Origin of the sequence: Bradyrhizobium sp. USDA 336 (assembly GCF_044908355.1) — a bacterium.
Lineage (GTDB): Bacteria > Pseudomonadota > Alphaproteobacteria > Rhizobiales > Xanthobacteraceae > Bradyrhizobium > Bradyrhizobium yuanmingense.
In genome coordinates this window covers 7,194,398-7,214,597 of sequence record NZ_JBIYDC010000002.1, presented here as the reverse complement: position 1 = coordinate 7,214,597, position 20,200 = coordinate 7,194,398, and the positions used below count along the sequence as shown (strand labels likewise).

Below are 20,200 nucleotides of genomic sequence, written 5' to 3'. Positions count from 1 at the left end.
CCCACTCCTGTCCCTTTGCCGGGGTCTCGGGACGGCACGCTCATTACGCCGCAAGCTCTGCGAGCGACTCGCGCAAGTCACCACGGACTCGCGGCTAGCATGTGAGAAAACAGGAGACGGATAGGAAAGGCGGCGGTGTCGATAGCGTTTTCCTTATGTTTCGTACGGGAGCTCCTCTCGTCGGCTACCCGACCTTTGCCGGCACGCATGTATCGGGCACCGGGCAAACGACGGCGCATTGTGGCGCGTCAAAATGCCCTTCACATTGGGTACACTGGGACGGATTGATCACATATATGTCGTTCTTCAGGCTGATCGCGGCATTGGGACACTCGAACTCACACGCACCGCAGACGGTGCACTGGGACGCGATTATCTTGTAAGCCATCACTGCGATTCCATAAGCAAAAGGTGCGGGACAGTGTCTTGCTATCAAGTCTTGTGCCAGACAGTTTGAGCTTGATTCGTCTAGAGTATTTTCAATAACGCAAATCGCCGCGTCGACACGCTGTCGCAAATCCTACAAAGGCCGTGGCGGCTTGATCTCGATGCTTTGATTTGCGCATGGTCGATTCAGCAGTTAGCGATCAGGTGAACGACCGTTGCCAGACTTAAGGGGACGATCTGAGATCCTCCCCAACGCCGCCGTGCCACGGCTAAGATCGATGCGTCGCGCGGCATCACAGAGTTCCCCGCGGGTCTAACCCAGAGCGCATCTTGTTGATTCCACTCACCGGGACAGCCGCGGCTTACGCGACAGCATCACGGGCAGCAACCGGCAGGTCCTCACCGGTCCGCCTCGCCGCAGCCAGTCAGAAGGTCGCGGCGGCCGCTCCAGATACAGTCACACCCGTGATGCGCGTCCCTCTCGGGGCCCGCGGGACGCATTTTCAGTTGCCCCGTATTGCCGGCGAAACCGGCACATGCGCTGTATGGGGCAAAAGTACACTGGCTCCCCCTCGTGCAGGCGACTGAAGCCAGGTGTTCGTCTGGTGATCCTCCGCTACGCTTCGCGGTCAAAGTAGATGCCGGCAGCGGTCAGCCGATTGATGTAGCCGAAAAAAAGCCACCCCAAAGGGTGGCTTAGTCACGGAGGAAACGGCCATGAGGGCCTTTGGGATCACGCCGCCGCCTGTTCGATCGGTGAGAAGGGCAGCCCGAGGCTTTCGGCCACCGCTTTGTAAGTTAGCCGGCCTCGATGGACGTTGAGGCCTGCGCGCAAATGTGGATTTTCCAGTACGGCGGAAAACCCCTTGTTGGCCAGAGCCAAACCAAACGGCAGAGTTGCGTTATTCAGTGCTTGACTCGAGGTCAGCGGAACGGCGCCGGGCATATTGGCCACACAATAATGAATGATGCCATCTTCTTCGTAAGTTGGATCAGCGTGAGTGGTTGGGTGTGATGTCTCAAAGCAGCCGCCCTGATCGATAGCGACGTCCACGAGTACCGCTCTCTTGCGCATCGAGCTCAGCATGCTCCGGCGGACCAGCTTCGGCGCGCTCGCACCTGGAACGAGCACGGCACCAATCACCACATCCGCCGCAAAAACCTCTTCCTCTACGGACTCGATGGTTGAAAATCTGGTGCGAACGCGTCCTTCGAATAGCTCATCCAGCTCGCGGAGCCGGATTATCGAACGATCGATGATGGTCACTTCTGCGCCCAGACCGACCGCCATGCGTGCCGCGTGCGTACCGACGACGCCACCTCCGATCACCACGATTCGGGCAGGCTGAACACCGGGCACCCCACCGATCAGCAGTCCTCGTCCGCCTGTACTCCGCTTTAGGGCGCTACCCGCCGCTTCGATCGCAAGCCTACCCGCGACCTCGCTCATCGGCGCCAGCAGAGGTAGACCACCATGCGCATCAGTTACCGTCTCATAGGCGATCGCGGTGCATCCTGATTCCAGGAGGCCGGTAGCCTGGTCCAGGTCGGGAGCCAGATGCAGATAAGTGAAGAGGATGTGATTCTCACGCAGCTGAGACCATTCGGACGGCTGAGGCTCCTTGACCTTTACGATCATCTCGCTCAAGGCGAATACCTCAACGGCAGAAGGTAAAATCGTTGCGCCAGCATTGCGATAATCGTCATCGGTTGCACCAATGCCAGCGCCCGCATTGGTCTCGATCATCACGCTGTGGCCTGCTGCCACGTATTCGCGGGCAGCTCCAGGAGTAAGGCCCACGCGATATTCGTGCGCCTTGATTTCCTTTGGGACTCCGACCTTCATTGAAAACTCCCTGCCTGACGCGCCCTTCTTATCGGAAGCGAGCAGTGATATCGCGACGCAGCCGATAAAATGGTGCAGGAATTCAGCGATATTTGACAGGCTTCGCAGGATTTCAAACCCACAGATGCCGAGCGGACCGTGTGACCTTGCTCCCTGAGCTTAACCCGTCGACACTGCGCGATAGCGACAAATCGTTCCGAATTGCGGTCTCGGGTCGCAGAAAAGCTGACCACCCAGCGAAGTTCTCAAGCAGCAAAGATGGCAATTTGCCAGTTACGCAGGATTGCCCATCAAGCGAAGCGGTTCTGGAGTTGATGGCCAATGACCATTGATGGTAAATTTGGCTACCAGGAAATGGACCATCACGGCGACAAGCCGGATCGCGGAGATATTGTCGCGCGCGCGATCCTTCCAGCCCTTTGCCAGGGCGCCGTCGCCGGCGACATGGAAGTTCGCGCCGCGCGTGCGGCGAGCGGATGACACAGAAACCGCGGCCGCCGCAACTGGCGCCGCGGGGGGCGGCGCCGATGGATCGGGACCATCGTCATCCTCCGGCCTGGACGGGGGCTGACGCCGAGGTCGCAGTCAAGCGGCGGGAAAGAAAGGCTCGGGCGATATCAAAGCGTGGAAATCGGCAACTACAAACGCTCTCGATCGTTTGTGCGACCTCAATCATCAAGCTTGCTAAACGAGGCTTGAAAGTCCCGCTCTGGATTCAGACTTTGCTGCAAAGACGGCCGGTCAACGTCGTATCGGTGGCGCTCGCCAATAAGGTTGCGCGCACCATCTGGGCCTTGTTGGTCAGAGGCGGCATCTATCAGGAGCCGGCTGCAATGCTGAAAACCTAATCCTAAGAGTTCCCCGGCGGAAGAAGAAAGCTGCCGAGGAGAAAGGTGCAAATCTGGATGCCCCCCGAATGACGACATTCCCGGTAGCGATCAGACCGCCTGACTCACTGCGCTTCGAGCGGGAGAAATTGACTGGGCGATTGCTTCCGCGGATATCATCGTGGCCAGCGGCCAGGCGCCGCGTTTACGGGCCGAACATATGACCGCACCGTCATCCCTTGTTCACCAGAGAAAGATCTTGCAGCCCGGGCCGTTCCACATATGAGTCAGAGCCCCTGTTGGACGCCGATGGGGGTCCCATTCCAGTGCCGATTGATAGCCTAGAGGCGATTCTCCCGGGAGAGGGCGGCCACGGCATTCACGTTTTCCATATTTCAACGATATTGAATTTGCCGTCGATGCCCCCCCGGCACGATCATGTGGATGCGCGGATGGTGGTTCATCGCCGAACCCGAGGTATGCAGCACCGCGGCGATGCGGATACGTACGCCAGATGCTCGGGATTTGCGGGGATGATCGTCATCGCCTCGGAAGCCTCGTGGAACAGCAGGCCATAAGTGCCGATCGCACCCGATAATCGGTAACCTAGCGTTGAACCCGCGGTAAGCGCGCCGCAGGCAAGCGGATGACGATCTGGCTGTCCGTGATGTCGACGACTTCCTTGCGCTTTCTCCCGTCATCGTACCGCAATTCGAACGTCACTCCCGATGCAGATGGGGCAAAGGGCTCAGGCGTAAGGCTGATCCACCCCTCCCCCAAATTCAGAATGATCGGTCGATCCGCCCGGAATCGGGCGTCGAGCAGCACCAAGTCCAATCGGAGAGACTGGAGCCGCACGTTGAGCCGTCGACGCACGCCATCACGTGGCCAGATACGCAGGGTGTGAGCGAACGTCTCCATGATGCCACCATGACAAACCTGCCCAAAGATGGGATCGTCGGCAACGATTGTCGCAGCAGCGCGGACCGCCCCACAAAATCCCAGGTCGATCTCGCACGAGTAATACCACGTTCCACGGTGATGCGGCTGACCGAGCCATGTGGTCCCGCTCGGCGCGGGCTCGAAGCCGCCACCGGCCGCGCCGTCATTCTCCTCGCCCGGATACCAATAGCCATGACCGGCCGACGCAGGGCCGCTGTTCAGCAAAGCCCACGCGCTGAGTTGTGACGCATAGCCGAGACGAAGGAGCGGATGCGGGTCGTCCGCATCGTTCAGCGCATGATCAAGCAGCGCCCAGCCACCCATCTGCGCCATGTAAGTCAGCGTATAGGCGTCACCCGCAGTGCGGCGATAATCGCTGCCCAGGTAGTAATAAGCAGGTTCCAGCCAGCCACGGCAGAACAGATTTGCAGCGATCTGACGCTCCGCGAAGGCACGCGCTGCCGCCTTCGAAACCCCCATGGCGACAGGGTCGTCAAGGGCCGAGCGCGCCAGTGCCTGAGTTGATTCGAAGCTGTGGAATCGAACGGATATTCAGACTTGAACAGGTCCGCCTTCGGATCGACAAAGGCGCGCACCTTACGCGCCCAGTGCGCCTCCAACGTCGCCGCCTCGCGCGTCAAGCCCGCCGTCGTGAGCGCCGAAACCAGTTCGGGGATCACACATTCGTTGCAGATGCCGGTGCGGTAGGCAGACCACATCACCACGCGCATCGGCACCGTGAACATGGCCAGCGCCGTACCGTAGGCGCGTACCAAATAATCTCGTGCGCTCTGGCGGGTGGGTATCGCGGGATGGTCACGCGCGATGCGGTGCATGGCCAAATACATCGCGAAGATGTGCGGATAGTCATAAGGCCGCCAGATATGCAGGCGGCCCTTTGGGCCGGGATCGCTGCTTTCCCTGTTCTGCTTCCAATCGGGTATACCGTAGAGGCCGTAGGCGTATGCCTCCTGTGTGGTACGTTGCAGCCCGCCCCAGACGAACGTATCTATATACCGATCCAGCGCCGCCACTTCCGCCACATCAGGATGCTCGGCATTCTTGGTCGCGAGGTAAGCGGGCTTGCTCAGCCCGGGATCGTCGCACGTCACCTCGTAGATGCGCCAGCCCTTGATCCGGTCGTAATTGTCCGGGCCAAGCAGGACCTGCGTCTCCATATTCCACTCGCCAAACAAACCGTCGTACCATTTGGACGGGTCACGATGCTGCCGCTTCACGATGAAGGTTGCGCGCTTCTTCATCATCGTCTCGACGGGCTCGGTAGCGAAGAATTCAAGAAAGGTCTGGCGCGCACCCGGCTGGTGCAGAGTCAGCCGGTTCTCGCCCAATCGCGAAAAGCGAACCCGCCACAGTCGCCTGCCAGCCCGATCCGGCAACCGTTGCACCACCGTGTCGCCGGTAAATTCCGCCTCAATTCGCTCCACCGGAATGGAGGACGCGAGCGCGATGTCGACATGCAGGTCGTTGGGAACCGTCATGCCCGGCATTACTTCCACGTCCACCAGACCGGCGTCCGCGATAGCCCTGCGCGCCGCCTCGTAATCGGCAACCCACTGGAAGCGGAGACGGTAACGCCGTTGCTCGGCCGGCGACAGGGACAGGGAATGGGTCGGCTGTCGCCAGCGAGTCCCGCCCGCCACTGCCTCGCCGGCGGCCGCCCCGCCCAAGATGTAGGCGCACCACGTCCCACTGGCTTCGGCCGAATCCTTGTGGACATCCCAATATTCCAGTGACGTGTCCGCTTCCGGTAAGAGCATGAGGAACGGACCGGTGCTGTTGCCGCGAATCCAGAGGATGTGCGATCCATGCCCCGAGACGAAGCTGTGCTTCAAAACAGCCATCGATACCGGTTGCCCTGCCGGAAATTCGGTGTTCATCGGCATGGGTAAATAGAGGTCGCCAACCTCCACGCTCGCCATGCCGTCGTTCCGCAGCATGATCTCCCACGTCAATCCAGCCTCGTCGACTGCGAGGCGGGTCGTGAGAAGGACACCAGCATCGCGGGCTGCTAGTTCGAGGGCCGCGCTATGCATCGGCTTCGTTGCATCAACGCCGGTTCGAAGCGTATGCCACTCGGATCCGGCACGCCGAACTCTAGCGTGAGCCGTCCCCAGCACGGCTGCAGGCAGAACATAATCCGTGTCATACGCATCGTTACGATAACGCAACGAGGTAATGCCGTCTTGTGTGCACCCAACGACGAAGGGAGAGTCGGCCGCCTTCAACACCATAGCAACCTTGCGCTGCGGCCGATTGGGTGTAGGCACCGTAACGCCCCCGAACAACGCGCTACCCAAGAAGCTACTGCCCAACAGCATCGTACGACGCGTATACGTCCAGGCATTAGACATCTCTTTGGTCTTCGTGATCAACGGTATCCGGTATCGCTACATACGGATGATCAAGGCGTGCCGTTTCCCGTCGTAAACGTCAACGCGACAAAGCGACATACGTTCTCAAGTACCCAGCGTTCGGTCGGCACCGCTTCGTCACCATCGGTCCTCACGATGCCCTTGGACACCAGACCTTGCACGCAAGGAGGCCTCCGTTCTTGTCGGCGAGTCGCGATCGGCGGAGCAGACGAGATGCTCGGGCGCAAGGAGTAGGATCAGTTGGAGCTCGATCTCTCCGTGGCGTTCGATGCTCGGCAGCACTAACTCACGGCAGCAGATCCACATAAGCGCACTGGAATGGGTGATTGATCCGAGCCGACCAAGCGGGAGAAGCGGACGCTCCTGAAGGAGCTGACGCTCGTTGGCTCTACCGTTTCCGTGCGAACCAACCGTCAGAGTAGTAACTACAGAATATGGAAAAGACACAGCAGCGAAACGTCTAATAGCAAGCTGCAACAAGTTTAGCTGTCGTATCAACTCTCAGCCCAATCTATGTGAGCAAGTTGTCGCTCTACAATCTCGGCAAATTGTAGGGCTGCTTGCGCCATGTCGTGTTCACGACACGGCGACAGCGGCCCTTTGGACAGGATAAGCGTTGGTTCTGCTTTATATCCAGGTGGCGCGCGCCCTGGCGCATCCCATGGCAAATGGCCCCGCCTTTGCTTCATTGCATTTCGGACGGTGTGCGGCCGCCAAGTCTTGTTCTGCTCCGCCACAGTCGGTGCATATATATGGAACGAAAGGCGTTACCATGAGCGATCGGAGTTCGGTCACCGCCAACACAAAGGAGACCGCCGCAGGTGCCTTCCCGATGACGCGGACTACGCTGGTCGAAGACGGAACGAGGGATAGCACTACTCCTAACCGATACGGTTCACACGAGGGCGGCGTTCTTGCTCAGGCGAGGTGGGATCGACCAGCCAGCTTTGCGCTTCAGAATGGGCTCGAGGTTGTGGTGATTCCGGATCATCGGACGCCCGTCGTAACTCAGATGATCTGGTACAAAGTCGGCTCGGCCGACGAGCCACCTGGAAAATCGGGGCTGGCGCATTTCCTCGAACATCTGATGTTCAAGGGCACATCCAAACATCCGCCCGGTGAATTTGACCAGGCCGTGCTGCGCGTCGGCGGCTACCAAAATGCCTTCACCTGGACCGACTATACCAGCTATTTCCAGCATGTTCCGCGCGGGCAGCTCGGAAAGATGCTGGAATTTGAGGCCGACCGCATGACCGGTCTCATCCTCGAAGATGAACAGGTGTCGTCCGAGCGCGACGTCGTGCTCGAGGAACTAAATGGGGCCGCCAACGATCCGGGTGCGCGGCTCGTCGAGCAGATGATGGCGGCGCTTTACCTTAACCACCCATACGGTCGCCCCATTATCGGCTGGCGGCAGGAGATCGAAAAGCTTGGTCGTGAGGACGCGCTCGGCTTCTATAAGCGGTTCTATGCACCAAACAACGCTATCCTGATCATCGCCGGTGACGTAGAGGCGGGCGAGATCCGCCCGCTGGTGGAGACGAGTTTTGGCCGCATCCCCCCGCAACCATCGATCCCCGCAGAACGCTTGCGACCTCAGGAGCCGACGCCGGCCGCGCCGCGCAACGTGACGCTGGCCGATGCCCGCGTTGAGCAGCCAGCGCTGTACCGCTACTATCTCGTGCCGTCGGCGCGCACCGCGGGTGCGGGCGAAAGCGCAGTGCTTGACGTGCTCGCGGAATTGATGGGCGGTGGCATCAATTCGTATCTCTATCGCGCGCTGGTAATTGACAAGCAGCTCGCAAGTAGCGCCTCGGCGGGCTACGAGGCCGCCCAGCTCGATCATTGGCTACTCGAGATTTCAGCCATACCAAAACCCGGCATCGACTTCGGGCAGCTCGAATTCGCTATTGACGAGGTGATTGCCGGCATTGCGCATAATCCGGCGAGCGCCGAAGATATCGAGCGGGTCAAGACGCGGCTGATCGCGCAAGCAATCTATGCTCACGACGACCAGGAACAGCTTGCGCTCTGGTACGGCAGCCGGCTCACGACGGGACAGAGCATCGACGAGATCCGAGGCTGGCCGGACGGCATCCGCGCTGTTAGTGACGCACAGGTGCTCGAGGCCGCGCGCAAATGGCTCGACAAGAAGCGCTCAGTAACAGGCTATCTCACTAAAGAGCGATCCCAAAAAGACGCGGAGAAGCGATCATGACCTATTGTTACACACGACGGGGGGTTCTCCTCGCCGGAGCATCGCTGTCAATCGCGACGCTCGCCTGGCCAAGCTTGTTTGCCGCCAGCAGCACGCTTTCCGCGGCCAAGATCAAACGGCTGGTCTCGCCTTGCGGTATAAAGGCATGGTTGGTGCAGGATGCAACTGTCCCGCTGATCACGGTGGAATATGCCTTCGGCGGCGGCGCGACGCAGGATCCCGCCGAAAAGCCCGGTGTTGGGCACATGGTGGCTAGCCTGCTCGACGAAGGCTCCGGCGATCTTGACTCCAAGACCTTTCACGAGCGGCTCGATGGCCGCGCCATTAAGTTGAGCTTTGCATCGCATCGCGACTACTTCCGCGGTAGCTTGCACATGCTCAAGGACACCAAGGAGGAAGCCTTTGACCTCTTACGGATGGCGCTAACCTCACCACGTTTCGACCCAGCCGATGTCGAACGGATTCGTGCCGGAGTGCTTGCGAACCTTCGACATCACTCGACCAATCCGGCGTCGCTCGCAAATCGCAAATTCTTCGAAGTCGCCTTCAGGGATCATCCTTATGCTCGGCAGGCCAGAGGTACCCTCGAGAGCGTGCCGAAGATAGAGGTAGCGGATCTCAAGGGCTACCTCCGAGGCGTGATCGCCAAAGACACGCTCAACATAGCGGTGGTTGGCGACGTCGATCCAGATGCCCTTTCCAAACTGCTCGACATCAGTTTTGGCGGCCTGCCGGCCAGCTCGGATTCAACGCCGGTTCCTGACGTGGTCGCAGCAAAGCCGCCGCAGCGGGTCTTCATTCCGCTCGACGTACCGCAGACGGTCGTGGCTTTCGGCGGTCCGGGCGTCCGCCGCAGCGAACCCGATTTCATGGCGGCCCGTGTCGTCAACCACATCCTTGGCGGTGCCGGTCCGACCTCGCGGCTGTTCCGCGAAGTCCGGGATAAGCGCGGGTTGGCCTATTACGTCGGTCAGCACCTGGTTTGGATGAATCATTCGGCCGTTTTCGTCGGCGGTAGCGGCACGCGCGCCGACCGTGCCGACGGAACGGTCGAAGAGATCGTGACGCAGGCCCGCCACATTGCCGAGGAAGGGCCAACCCAGCAGGAACTCGACGATGCAAAGTCTTATCTGAAGGGCTCGCAGATACTGGCTCTCAACACATCATCGAAGCTTGCGCGAACGCTGTTGCAGCACCAGCTTGACAAGCTGCCGATCGACTATCTCGAAAAGCACGACGCCATCGTCGACGGGGTGACGTTGGAGGATGCCAAGAGAGCTGCGCAGCGGCTGTGGGGCGACGGTCTGCTCACCGTTCTCGTCGGCCGTTCCGCAGTGCCATGACTACATCCCGGTCAAGTGCCGAGCTGGACGTCAAACCACAATACGCAAGGCCTCAACGCCTGAAGCGAGGACCGGCAGGCTGTCCTGGATAGGAGAGCAATGCGGCTTGGCTCGGCGCCCGGTCAGCTTTCCCAAAGCTAGACCTGCGAACATGGCAGTCGAGAAATTGCGGGACTGATTGCGGCTGCATCCAACGCAAACATCGGTGACGGATTTGTGAGATGCTGCACCTTCATAACACGCGCGCGACGACGAAGTTCGCGTACGGCAGTACATCGCAGCCCGCGCAGCAAGACGAACTTGGAACAGCAAGCCGATGCGGGTCCGTCCCATGATGTTATCTTCGGCTAAGTGGAGAGCCGCCCGGTCGTGTAGACCAGAATCTACATGAAAGATCGTCATCCTTCCGAACCGCGGCTCGCCGGTCGACTGCAATAAACCCAAGGCCGGCGGGCTAGCCGACCTGAATGAGCGGATAGCTTCCGTCAAACATGGGGACGTTAAGTTACCGCGTTAGGCCGCGCCGGTCGCACTTTCCAGTGCCAACAGAATGCCCCAGTCCACCGGGAGAGCTCGCAGCGTTTGGGCGGCTGCACAAACATCAAAAAAATCGACGTCCAGCTTTTTCGGCGATACGGTCGAGAAAATCAATTGTCTGGGTCTTCCCATGGCGGCTCAAGGCCACTCATGTAGGAGCGGTCAATCCCGGCCTCGTGGGTAATTTAGCTTTGTGAAACACCTTGATCTCAGCGGATCCGACGCACATTCGAGGCCACAATCGCACGAGTTTTCATGCGTCAACTCATGCCATGGGCCAGGCCTGTCAAAACACTGGCTATAACTCGACTGTTAGGGTTCAGGCTGAAGTAATCCAATAGGCAGTGATGGCGGCGAGGTGGATGGTAGCCAAGAAATTCCTGGCGAGTTTGTCATCGGGTTGCGACACGCCTGAAATCCTTAGACGGCTGAAACAGCGCTCGAGAACGTTGCGCCTTTTGTAGGCACGCTTACTGAAGGTGTGGAGGGTTACCCGTCGGATTTGTTTGGAGTGACGGGCTTTGCGCCGCGATTGACGATTTCGGCACGAAAGCCGACGCCGTTGTAGCCTTTGTCGCCAAAGAGGGTAGACATCGGCGGCGCGAGTTCCAAGAGGGCCGACCTGCAGTAAGATCTGCGGCTTTGCCATGGAGTGAGATCAAATGCGCAAGGCCTGCAATCAGGGTCGCTCAGCGCGTGGATTTTGGTGGTCCGCCCACCGCGCGAGCGGCCGATCGCCTGTTCATGCTCGCCCTTTTCCGCCGCTCGCCGAGCGATGCGCTTTGATCGTGATGGAGTCGATGGACAAAGTCACGCCGTCCTTGCCGCAGCGGGCGAGTGCTTCAAAGATCGCCTGTCAATGTCCGCGGTTGGGCCGGCGATTGAAACGATTGTAGATCGTCGTGTACGGACCATAGTCGCGCGGGCAATCGCGCCAGCGTGCGCCGCACTGAAGCATGTGAATGGTACGCTGATGATGCGCCGATCGTCATCGCGCGCCGGGCCAGTCTGGTTCGTGGGCAGATGCGGCTTTATCTGAGCCCACTGCTTGTGGTTGAGCCAGAACAGCCCTTTGCGCATCGAAGCCGCCCGCCGAATCAACTCGGTGCGAAGGAATCAGAGTTCGCTAATTAGGTACAGACCCTAGGAGGCGCCGGCCGAACGATGGCTCATTACCCGGCACCGCTTTTCAAGGCGCTGGTCGGCATGCGGGGTCTGAGCCTAATTAGCGACTTCCCTTGCGCGCTGCCTGAATATCGAAAGGGTCTCCAGCCGACTGCCACTTTGCCTCCACTGAGAAGTTCTCAAAGCTGCCGAGGGCTGCACGAGCTGATGTTAGTCAGCGTTGGTGAAAGTAACTTGCTGACGACCTGATCGTGCTCCACTTCACCCACCATCGACAAGCCGCCGATGTGCATAGATGTAGATGAGCGCATCCTGGCGAGCACTTTCGATAGGAGTGGCGGGCCCATGTCCGCCGTTGAAATCCTCATAGTAGAAATACGGCTGGCCAAGCGCACGCAGCCTGGCGGCTGCCTTGCGGCCGTGTGCTGGATGTACGATGTCGTCGTTAGTCGCGCTGAGAATGAACGGAGCCGGATAGGTTCTGCCTGGCACCAGCTTCTGATAAGGCGAGTAACGCTGGATCCATTCGCGTTGGTCGGGAATGGCGGGATCGCCATATTCACCCCTCCAGAGCGCGCCCAATGTCAGCTTGGTGAACCGAAGCATGTCGAACAACGGTACCCGCGCGATCGCTGCATTGAAGAGATCGGGGCGCCGGGTCAGCGCGGTTCCCACCAGCAGACCTCCTTGGCTGGCGCCGACCACTCCCAGCCGCCGCGGACTTGTGACCTTCCGCCTGATCAGGTCCTCCGCAACTGCGATGAAGTCCTCCCATGTGCGCTGCTTCGACGCTCCCTGGGCAGCCTCGTGCCAGTGCGGCCCTAGCCCGCCGCCGCCGCGCAGGTGCGCGACGACATATGCGTTGCCCTGTTCGAGCCAGAGTCGTCCCATGACCCCATCATAGGACGGCAGGAGGGGATGCCCAAAGCCGCCATAGCCATAGAGAAGAGTAGGAATTGAACCGTCGAGACGGGCGTTACGGGGCCGCACCAAAAAGTAAGGAATACGCGTTCCGTCGCGCGAGGTCGCCTCGAGTTGCTCAACGACATGTTGAGACGCGTTGAAGCTTTCACGCGCGACCTTCAAGGACTCAAGGTGTTCGGTCTCGGCGTCAAAGTACCAGAGTGACGTCGGCTTGAGGTAGTTGGAGACGGTGAACACTACTCGATCGGAAGTATCGGAAGCGGTTAACAGGCTGACATTCGCATTTTCTGGAAGTGGAATGGACGTGACCCGCCAAGTGCCGCGGTCGTACCTGTAGGTGAATGCCTTGCCCTGAAGATTGTCAAGGACTGTGAGTATCAACAAGCTCTTGCTGATGAGGAAGCCGCTGAGTTCCTGTCGAGGCCCGGGCTGAAAGACAAGCGAGGGCCTGGCATGCAGCGGATCCCGCTTCCATTCCGCCAAATCATACGAGATCATCGAGCCGCCCCTGAAGCCGGCGCCACCGAACGGCGCCCAATCTTCATCAAGGCCTTTATCAAGTTTAATGAGCAGGCGGCCACCGGTGATGCCGCCGATCTCCGCGCGCTTGGGCAGACGGAGCTTGATTGGTCCCTTGGGTCCCAGGAGTATATACTCCCGCTCATCGCGGCTCGTGACTCGTATGGCGCCGGTCGCATGGACCGCGCCCTCATTGTCTCGCAGCACGAATGGCTCAACCCTATAATCGGTCCGTTCGCCGCGAAAGACCTCGCGTGCTTGCGCGAGCGGCTGAGAGCGCTTGACCTCCTTCAAGACGAAGGGATGACCGGCACGTGTCATGGTCCCTTTGCCCCAATCTCGCGCAACCAGAATAGTGTCGCGGTCTACCCAGTCGACATCCTGCTTTCCCTCAGGGAGATTGAAGCCGGTTTTGACGAAGGCCTTCATATCTTGGTCAAATTCGCGTACAAATGCAGCTTCCCTTCCGCCATCGAAAAGTTTGACCAAGCACAGCCGCTCTTCGGGCTGTAGGCATCTGGTGTCTCCGTTAAAAACCCAATTCTTCTTCTCCTTCGCAGCTAACGCGTCCACGTCCAAAATAGTTTCCCATTGCGGCTCTTTGGTGCGATAGCTATCAAGCGTGGTACGACGCCAGATGCCGCGCACGTGCTTCTCGTCTCGGGTGAAATTGTCTAGGCCGCGCCATCCCAAGGAAACCTTCGGGATGTCGTCTCGGCCCTTCCTGATGGTGAGCGCGCCCTGGTGGAAGCGCCTATAGCGCCAATCCGATTGTAGGGTCACTAGTGTCTTACGGGTCTCTTTGCGAGCCCACCTCAATGCGCGCGGCGCCTTCCTCCTCTCAAGCCAAAGAAAAGGATCACCTGCCGACACGCTGGCCACTAAGGTATGGGGAAACGCCGAGGATAACATGTCATGGAGAGTGATGCGCGAGGAGGAGCGACTTATTTAGGGGCATGTCCTGGACTGGGTCGGCCGGCCAAGCTCTTGCGAACTGGACGGAAGCTACGAAGCGCTGGATTTGGTCTCAAAGAGTCACATGAGAGATCGCGTCTGCGACTTGCCTGAACTTTGCAAGAGGCAGGCCAATCAAAGCAGATGGAATCTCCAGCCGCCCGAGGCCGAGAAGCACCTGAACTTGGTTTCAAGCACGACAATCCCACCAACTTTGTCGGTATCGTCTCAAAAACGGCAGTCCCGGCGCGAGCTCCGCGCCTTCCTCCAAAGATATACTCTCCTACTTCTCATATCGGCTTTCGGACGCAGAAAGCTACTGTCTATCTCGCAGCAGACCTTCAAAGTACTTGAACGGCATCCCCATAGCAGGATCGAAGACCTCATGCCGCGGCTATTCCGCAAAACGTCACGCCAGCCTCACAAGGATCAAACGAAATGAACGAAGCCGCGCCCGGATACGGAAGGGCGCTGTTGCCGCAGCGGACGAGTGCTTTAAAGATCGCCTGCCAATGTCCGCGCTTGGCCCAGCGATTAAAACGATTGCAGATCGTCGTGTACGGAACATAGTCTGGCGGGCAATCGCGCCAGCGTGCGCCGCACTGAAGCATGTGAATGATGCCGCTGATGATGCGTCAATCGTCATCGCGCGCCGGGCCAGGCTGGTTCGTGGGCAGATGCGGCTTTATCTGAGGCCACTGCTTGTCGTTGAGCCAGAACAGCCCTTTGCGCATCGAAGTCCACTGCGCCGAATCAACTCGGTGCGAACCAATCAGGGTTCGCTAATTAGGTACAGATCCTAGTTCTTCCTCGCGTTCTTCGACGTGATCTGGCCTCAAGTTCGGGAGCGCCCGGGATCGATGCATCATCATAATTGGGCAGGCGGCGCAATTTGCCGGGCTGAGCCAGCCGACCCGCTGTCCGTGGCCCAGCAAACGCCGAGACGTGGCGCTAAACTCAAACAGCAAGCGGGTGCGGAGCCGACGATGGTCTGGGGAGTCAATGGCGCCAGAGCGTTTCCGGTGGTCGCTCGCCAAATCGTGCGCGGTAAGCGCGCGCGAACTCGCCTAGGTTTATGTAGCCCAGGCATAGGCCACACTCGACACGCTCTGTCCCGGAGCCGAACCGCACAGATCGCGCCTGACGCCTTGCATGTCGCTACTCCCGAAGAAATGCACTCGGCGCATGATGGCCATATATTGTTCAGCAAGCCTGACCGCGCGAGGGGCAAGCCGCTTGCGGGGGTTCTCTCGGTCCAGATCGGCGCGGCTGGCCCATTCGTTCAACAAGTGGATACAGATCGTCTGCCAAAGCCAACCAGCTCGAATTGTTGCCTCCGATCCGGGTCTTGTATTGGCAGAGCACATTGTCCGGCACGAAGCCGAACCAGTCGCGACAAACCCGCTCGAGCACGCTGTGCGGGATGGTCAGATTGAGCTGGAGATGATCAGGATCGAAGTCGACATTGTAGTCTGTTCGGCTGCAATCGACGGCGGAGCTCTCGCCGATGGCGATTGCCTCAGCTCGGGTCGCATCGACGAAGTGCGTTGCGTTGTCACCGATCGTTGTCAGGACAACCGCATGGCCCGCGTCCTGCGACTCCTTGATATTGACGGGAATGCCGTAGGCAAAGCGGGTGACAGTAATCCGCCCGATCTGCGCCGAGTGCATAGTGGAATCCGGGGCGGGCCAGCTTGCCCGTGGGGGATACGCGGTGTGGCATATAGACCTGGTTCGACCAGTCGCGGATCTCGTCCCAGTCGTTGACAAGACTTTGTGGTCTTGCCGGATCGGATCTCCTTTGGGGTCAAACAGCAGAGCCTGCCTCAACGTCGACGTTCCCCCTCCCTGAAAGTCGCCTGCCACGCAGCCTTAGGTAAACCCACCACCCTAGCCTGAACAGTCCTCAAAGCCGCTGCGATATGGAAAATCACCGATCATAGACATCCTTTGCCGATTGACACACGCAGCGAGGGCGAAATTTCGCAGAGCCCTCTCCGGCGACGCCGACGGTAATGCCAACATGAGGAGGAAAGCAGAACGACGGACTTGAAATCGGCTTGCGATGACGTGCTGAAGAGGACGGTCAATTCAGCGCCTGGCGTTCCCGCCGTGGTGGCAGTGACAACCGATCGGCACGGAAAACATCCATGAAGGAGCCGCGGGGAAGCGGCAGCTCGGCGGCGGCCAGGAGATGACGACCGATAGCGTCTTTGCGATCTTCTCGACCACCAAAGCGATCACCGGGACGGCGTGCCTGCAACTGGTGGAAGGCAAGCTCGACCTCGACGCTCCGGCAAAGACCTATGCGCCGGCCATCGGCAAGCTGCAGGTGATCGAGGGCTCTCGATGACAGTGGCAACCCCAAGCTGCGTCCGCCGAACCGCAACGTCACGACGCGCATGCTGCTGCTCCACACAGCGGGCGTGGCTACAATTTCTTCAACGAGACCTACAACCGGCTCGCTCAGGAGCATGGCCAACCCAGCGTTATCACCGCGTCGCTTGTTCGGGCCCGGCGAGAAGTGGGAGTACGGCTCCAACATCGACTGAGCCGGTCAGGTGGTCGAAGCGATCACCGGCAAGCGACTCGGAGAGGTCATGAACGAGCGCATCTTCGAGCCCCTCGGTATGGAGGACTCGGCGTTCACCATGACCCATTCCAGCGGGACGATGACGGAAATCTCACGGCGCTTGCCGATTTCATTCTTCCGCAGGACCCCGAGGTCCACATGGGAGGGCACAGCCTCTACTCGACGGCCCTGGATTGTGCCAAGTTCATCCGTATGTGGTTGAACGACGGACAGGGCTCGTGCGGCGCGTCCTCAAGAAGGAGACAGTCGAGATGGCGGCCAGAAACGGCTTGCCTGCCAGCATGAAGATCAAGGCCTGCCAAGCGTCATCCCAAATCTGTCGAATTATGCCGAGTTCTTCCCGGGAATGCCGAAGGGTTGGGCTCTCACGTTTATGGTCAATGAGCAGGATGCCGTTACGGGGCGCCTCGCTGGTGCGCTCACCTAGGCCGGTCTCGCCAACCTTTGCTATTGGATCGACCGCTGAAATGGGATTGGCGGCTACCGGGCAACACAGATCTTGCCCTTTGCCGACCCAACCTTCGGTCGGAAGCTATCTTCAGTTCGAGACTACTGTATACGGCAATACTAGAAGAGCTGTAGCCTGAATCCAACTTGCGAACTTCTCGCCGGACCTCCCGTGAAGTCGTGGTTCATCCCTGTGGCAGCCAGTTGGCAGCCACAGGCTCGCTCTCGAGAGTTACGCTCGTTCTGTGGGCGACGATCTTCCGGTCGGCCTCTTCCGCTGCTGAGGCTGGCTGTATGGGAGTCGGCGGCAGTTAGGCGGATTCGGTTGCTGCTCGTGCGAGTTGCGGCCGTGCACGATCAGCGTTGCGCCGATCGAGCGCCTTCTCGAGGAACAGGGTCGCAACCATGGGAAGCCAGGCGCTACCAGCGGGCGCGGGTTAATTTACCGGGACGATGGCTTTGGGGATTGGGGCCGTTCACACGCCGCGTAGAAGTTTCAGATAACCGCGCTCGACCAGGGCCTGGAATCATGAATGAGCCGGTTAGCCTTGCGACGGGCATGCGAGTCCTTCCACTCGACCGAAGGACGGTGGGCGTGGTCGGAGGCGAGCACCTTCGCTGCCACGTCTTGCGGGCCACCGCCGAGGTCGTGGACGTCGAAGGCGTGAAGGAGCTGTATCAGTGGACGTTTCTGAAACGCCGTCAGCCGCAGAGTGCGCACCCTGTTCAACAGATCCTAGGCAATTGTTCGCCCCACAGCCAGTCGACGAGGCGTCGGCCGCCGAAACAGGTGGTTATCTGCACAAATTTGTGATCGTCAGCCACCGCCTCGCCAATATCAGCTGCATCGGACCCGAGCGGGTGCGCCTTCATGGCAGCAAGTACGGCATCGGCCGCATCAGGCGCGACGATCGCAACGAGCTTGCCCTCGTTGGCGACATGGATCGGCTCTAGTCCAAGAAGTTCGCAGGCAGCCGCAACCGCAGGCTTCACCGGAATGGTTGATTCCTGCAAATGGAACCCGAGGTCGGATTGATGCGCAATCTCGTTGAGAGTCGCAGCGAGCCCGCCGCGCGTGGGGTCGCGCATCACCCGGATGCCGCCACCGCCGGCGGCAATCATGACCGCTACGAGATGATGCAACGCTGCTGAGTCCGAGACGATTTCGGTTTGAAAAGCGACGTTCTGACGTTTTGACATGATCGCCACCCCATGGTCGCCGAGGCTTCCGGACACCAGCACACGATCCCCGACCCTTACCTTGTCGGCGGACAGATCCAGCCCATCGGCCACAAGCCCGATCCCGGCCACAGAGATGAACAGACCGTCTGCCTTGCCGCGCTCGACGACCTTGGTGTCCCCGGCAATGATGTAAACGCCGGCCCCGCGTGCTGCCGCGCCCATCGAATCCGCGATCGTCTTCAGATCCGAAAACCGGAAACCCTCCTCGATGATAAAGCTGGCTGACAGATAGAGGGGACGCGCACCAGACATCGCGACATCATTAATCGTGCCGTGCACAGCCAATGACCCGATATTGCCGCCGGGAAAGAACAGTGGTGAAACCACATAGCCGTCGGTCGTCATCACCATCCTGCCTGCCGAAACGTCAAACGCCGACTGATCATTGCAGCGGGCGAGCCATTCATTACCGAAGGCTTGGTGAAAAAGGTCGGAGATCAGCTGTGCCATGGCACGGCCCCCGGATCCGTGGGAAAGTTCAACGCGCCCGTTCTTTACGTCGAGCTTGCGTGGATAGGATTTCACGCTCATGACCTCTGCCTCACCTGTTCATCGCGAACTCGGCCATAGGTCCAATACGCCGCACAAGCCCCTTCTGATGACACCATGCAGGCTCCTATCGGCGTTTCCGGCGTGCAGATGTTTCCAAACAACTTGCAATCGACCGGCCGTTTGGCGCCACGCAGGATCGCACAGCACTCGCACGCCGGATTGTCTGCGACAGGCATGTCGCGGGTCGCAAAACGCGTCTCGGCGTCGAATTTTGCATAAGACCGCTTCAGCTTCAGTCCGCTGTTGGGTACGAGTCCAAGCCCCCGCCATTCAAACTGATCACGCAGTTCGAATACCTGCGACACCTCGCCCTTGGCGCGCCGATTGCCTTCGCGTGTCACTGCACGGCTGTATTGGTTTTCTACCTCATAGCGGTGTTGATTCACTTGCCGCACCAGCATCAATATAGCTTGCAGCACGTCGAGGGGCTCAAATCCCGCAACCACGATCGGCTTCTCGAACTGTTCTGCCAGCGGCTCGTAAGGCTGCGTACCGATAATGGTGCTGACATGTGCAGGCCCGATGAAGCCGTCAATTGGGACGCCACCGGTGTTGCGGATCTTCGGGTTCTCGAGAATGCTGTGCATCGCAGAGGGTGTAAGCACGTGATTGCAGAACACGCTCAGGCCCTCCATCCGCTTGCTCTCGGCAATCCGGATCATGTTCGCCGTTGGGGGTGTCGTGGTCTCAAATCCGATGGCAAAGAAGACCACCTCACGGCCCGGCATCTGTTCGGCGAGCCGGATAGCGTCGAGCGTCGAGTAAACCATCCGAATGTCAGCGCCCAGCGCTTTGGCTCGCAACAGGGATTGTCCTTGCGACCCGGGCGCGCGCATCAAGTCGCCGTAGACGCAGAGAGTGACCTCTGGTCGGTCGACGAGCCGGATCGCCATGTCGATTCGGCTTGCGGGCAGAACGCAGACGGGACAACCGGGCCCGTGGATCATCCGGACGTTCGCGGGCAGCAGATCCTCGAGGCCATAGCGGGAGATCGCATGAGTGTGTCCGCCGCAAAATTCCATGAACCGATAGGCTCTTTGCGAACTCACCTCAGCGTCAATCGCACGCGCAAGTCCCTGCGCGATGATCTTGTCGCGAAATTCATCAGAATATTTCATGACCGGCGTTCCTGCGCGGCGCTGCCTAGCTCCTGCAGGAGCTCCAGCGTGCGTTTGGCTTCTGTCGGATCGATCTTGGCGAGCGCGTAGCCGACATGGACGAGGACGTAATCGCCGACATCGAGCTCGTCGACGAGGGCAATCGATATCTCCAGGCTGATGCCGTCGATCGACACGAGAGCCACGTCGTTGGGTAGAATCTTCGCGATCCTCGCCGGAACCGAAAGACACAT

Annotated in this window: 17 protein-coding genes and 2 pseudogenes; 5 read left to right on the top strand and 14 right to left on the bottom strand. The window is 59.5% G+C overall.

What is annotated here, in order from left to right:
- Nucleotides 1-184 precede the first annotated feature (184 nt).
- The gene (locus ABIA45_RS34785; protein WP_036014930.1) at nt 185-388 is read right to left on the bottom strand and encodes a 4Fe-4S binding protein; all 204 of its coding nucleotides are present in this window, start codon (nt 386-388) and stop codon (nt 185-187) included.
- Between the two features lie 732 nt (nt 389-1,120).
- Nucleotides 1,121-2,233 carry an alanine dehydrogenase gene (gene ald, locus ABIA45_RS34780; protein WP_036014931.1) on the bottom strand — a complete coding sequence of 371 codons (1,113 nt, stop codon included), beginning with the start codon at nt 2,231-2,233 and terminating at the stop codon, nt 1,121-1,123.
- Nucleotides 2,234-2,554: 321 nt separating this feature from the next.
- Here ald and ABIA45_RS34775 point away from each other — a divergent pair, with 321 nt between their 5' ends.
- Both ABIA45_RS34775 and ABIA45_RS34770 read left to right on the top strand, forming a co-directional pair.
- Nucleotides 2,555-2,713 carry a hypothetical protein gene (locus ABIA45_RS34775; RefSeq protein WP_157784106.1) on the top strand — a complete coding sequence of 53 codons (159 nt, stop codon included), beginning with the start codon at nt 2,555-2,557 and terminating at the stop codon, nt 2,711-2,713.
- On the top strand, nt 2,710-3,081 hold the full coding sequence (locus ABIA45_RS34770) for a hypothetical protein (RefSeq protein ID WP_404538123.1): 372 nt from the start codon (nt 2,710-2,712) through the stop codon (nt 3,079-3,081). The genes ABIA45_RS34775 and ABIA45_RS34770 overlap by 4 nt, the downstream gene beginning before the upstream one ends.
- Before the next feature lie 374 nt (nt 3,082-3,455).
- On the opposite strand, the gene ABIA45_RS34765 is transcribed toward ABIA45_RS34770, so the two are convergent.
- From ABIA45_RS34765 to ABIA45_RS34755, 3 genes are all read right to left on the bottom strand, one after another.
- Nucleotides 3,456-3,524: a hypothetical protein gene (locus ABIA45_RS34765; protein WP_370158049.1), complete on the bottom strand. Its 69-nt coding sequence runs from the start codon at nt 3,522-3,524 to the stop codon at nt 3,456-3,458.
- Nucleotides 3,525-3,666: 142 nt separating this feature from the next.
- The gene (locus ABIA45_RS34760; protein ID WP_404655051.1) at nt 3,667-4,335 is read right to left on the bottom strand and encodes a hypothetical protein; all 669 of its coding nucleotides are present in this window, start codon (nt 4,333-4,335) and stop codon (nt 3,667-3,669) included.
- A gap of 5 nt (nt 4,336-4,340) precedes the next feature.
- Nucleotides 4,341-6,056: a DUF5695 domain-containing protein gene (locus ABIA45_RS34755; RefSeq protein ID WP_404655811.1), complete on the bottom strand. Its 1,716-nt coding sequence runs from the start codon at nt 6,054-6,056 to the stop codon at nt 4,341-4,343.
- 1,171 nt (nt 6,057-7,227) lie between these two features.
- On the opposite strand from ABIA45_RS34755, the gene ABIA45_RS34750 reads away from it, so the two are divergent.
- Both ABIA45_RS34750 and ABIA45_RS34745 read left to right on the top strand, forming a co-directional pair.
- Nucleotides 7,228-8,613, top strand: coding sequence for a M16 family metallopeptidase (locus tag ABIA45_RS34750; protein WP_404655809.1), 1,386 nt, complete (start codon nt 7,228-7,230; stop codon nt 8,611-8,613).
- Nucleotides 8,610-9,956, top strand: a complete 1,347-nt coding sequence (locus ABIA45_RS34745; RefSeq protein WP_404655049.1) for a M16 family metallopeptidase — start codon at nt 8,610-8,612, stop codon at nt 9,954-9,956. Before ABIA45_RS34750 ends, ABIA45_RS34745 begins: the two co-directional genes overlap by 4 nt.
- 513 nt (nt 9,957-10,469) lie before the next feature.
- On the opposite strand, the gene ABIA45_RS34740 is transcribed toward ABIA45_RS34745, so the two are convergent.
- From ABIA45_RS34740 to ABIA45_RS34720, 5 genes and pseudogenes are all read right to left on the bottom strand, one after another.
- Nucleotides 10,470-10,625, bottom strand: coding sequence for a hypothetical protein (locus ABIA45_RS34740; protein ID WP_157784109.1), 156 nt, complete (start codon nt 10,623-10,625; stop codon nt 10,470-10,472).
- A gap of 187 nt (nt 10,626-10,812) precedes the next feature.
- A pseudogene (locus ABIA45_RS34735) lies at nt 10,813-11,573 on the bottom strand (IS5 family transposase).
- 306 nt (nt 11,574-11,879) lie between these two features.
- On the bottom strand, nt 11,880-13,973 hold the full coding sequence (locus tag ABIA45_RS34730) for a prolyl oligopeptidase family protein (RefSeq protein WP_404655048.1): 2,094 nt from the start codon (nt 13,971-13,973) through the stop codon (nt 11,880-11,882).
- 523 nt (nt 13,974-14,496) lie between these two features.
- A pseudogene (locus ABIA45_RS34725) lies at nt 14,497-14,749 on the bottom strand (transposase); the annotation flags it as partial.
- Nucleotides 14,750-15,218: 469 nt separating this feature from the next.
- Nucleotides 15,219-15,686, bottom strand: coding sequence for a hypothetical protein (locus ABIA45_RS34720; RefSeq protein WP_404655047.1), 468 nt, complete (start codon nt 15,684-15,686; stop codon nt 15,219-15,221).
- 523 nt (nt 15,687-16,209) lie between these two features.
- Between ABIA45_RS34720 and ABIA45_RS34715 the strand changes: the two genes are divergently transcribed.
- On the top strand, nt 16,210-16,368 hold the full coding sequence (locus ABIA45_RS34715) for a serine hydrolase domain-containing protein (protein ID WP_404655045.1): 159 nt from the start codon (nt 16,210-16,212) through the stop codon (nt 16,366-16,368).
- A 1,183-nt stretch (nt 16,369-17,551) separates the two neighbouring features.
- Here the strand turns inward: ABIA45_RS34715 and ABIA45_RS34710 are convergent.
- The 4 genes from ABIA45_RS34710 to ABIA45_RS34695 are packed head-to-tail and all read right to left on the bottom strand — an operon-like array spanning nt 17,552 to nt 20,200.
- Nucleotides 17,552-17,776, bottom strand: coding sequence for a DNA -binding domain-containing protein (locus tag ABIA45_RS34710; protein ID WP_404655807.1), 225 nt, complete (start codon nt 17,774-17,776; stop codon nt 17,552-17,554).
- Between the two features lie 5 nt (nt 17,777-17,781).
- A complete protein-coding gene (gene hypE, locus ABIA45_RS34705) occupies nt 17,782-18,828 on the bottom strand; it encodes a hydrogenase expression/formation protein HypE (protein ID WP_225124669.1) in 1,047 nt (348 codons plus the stop codon).
- On the bottom strand, nt 18,825-19,967 hold the full coding sequence (gene hypD, locus ABIA45_RS34700) for a hydrogenase formation protein HypD (protein WP_225157489.1): 1,143 nt from the start codon (nt 19,965-19,967) through the stop codon (nt 18,825-18,827). The genes hypE and hypD overlap by 4 nt, the downstream gene beginning before the upstream one ends.
- Nucleotides 19,964-20,200, bottom strand: coding sequence for a HypC/HybG/HupF family hydrogenase formation chaperone (locus ABIA45_RS34695; RefSeq protein WP_225124671.1), 237 nt, complete (start codon nt 20,198-20,200; stop codon nt 19,964-19,966). Before ABIA45_RS34695 ends, hypD begins: the two co-directional genes overlap by 4 nt.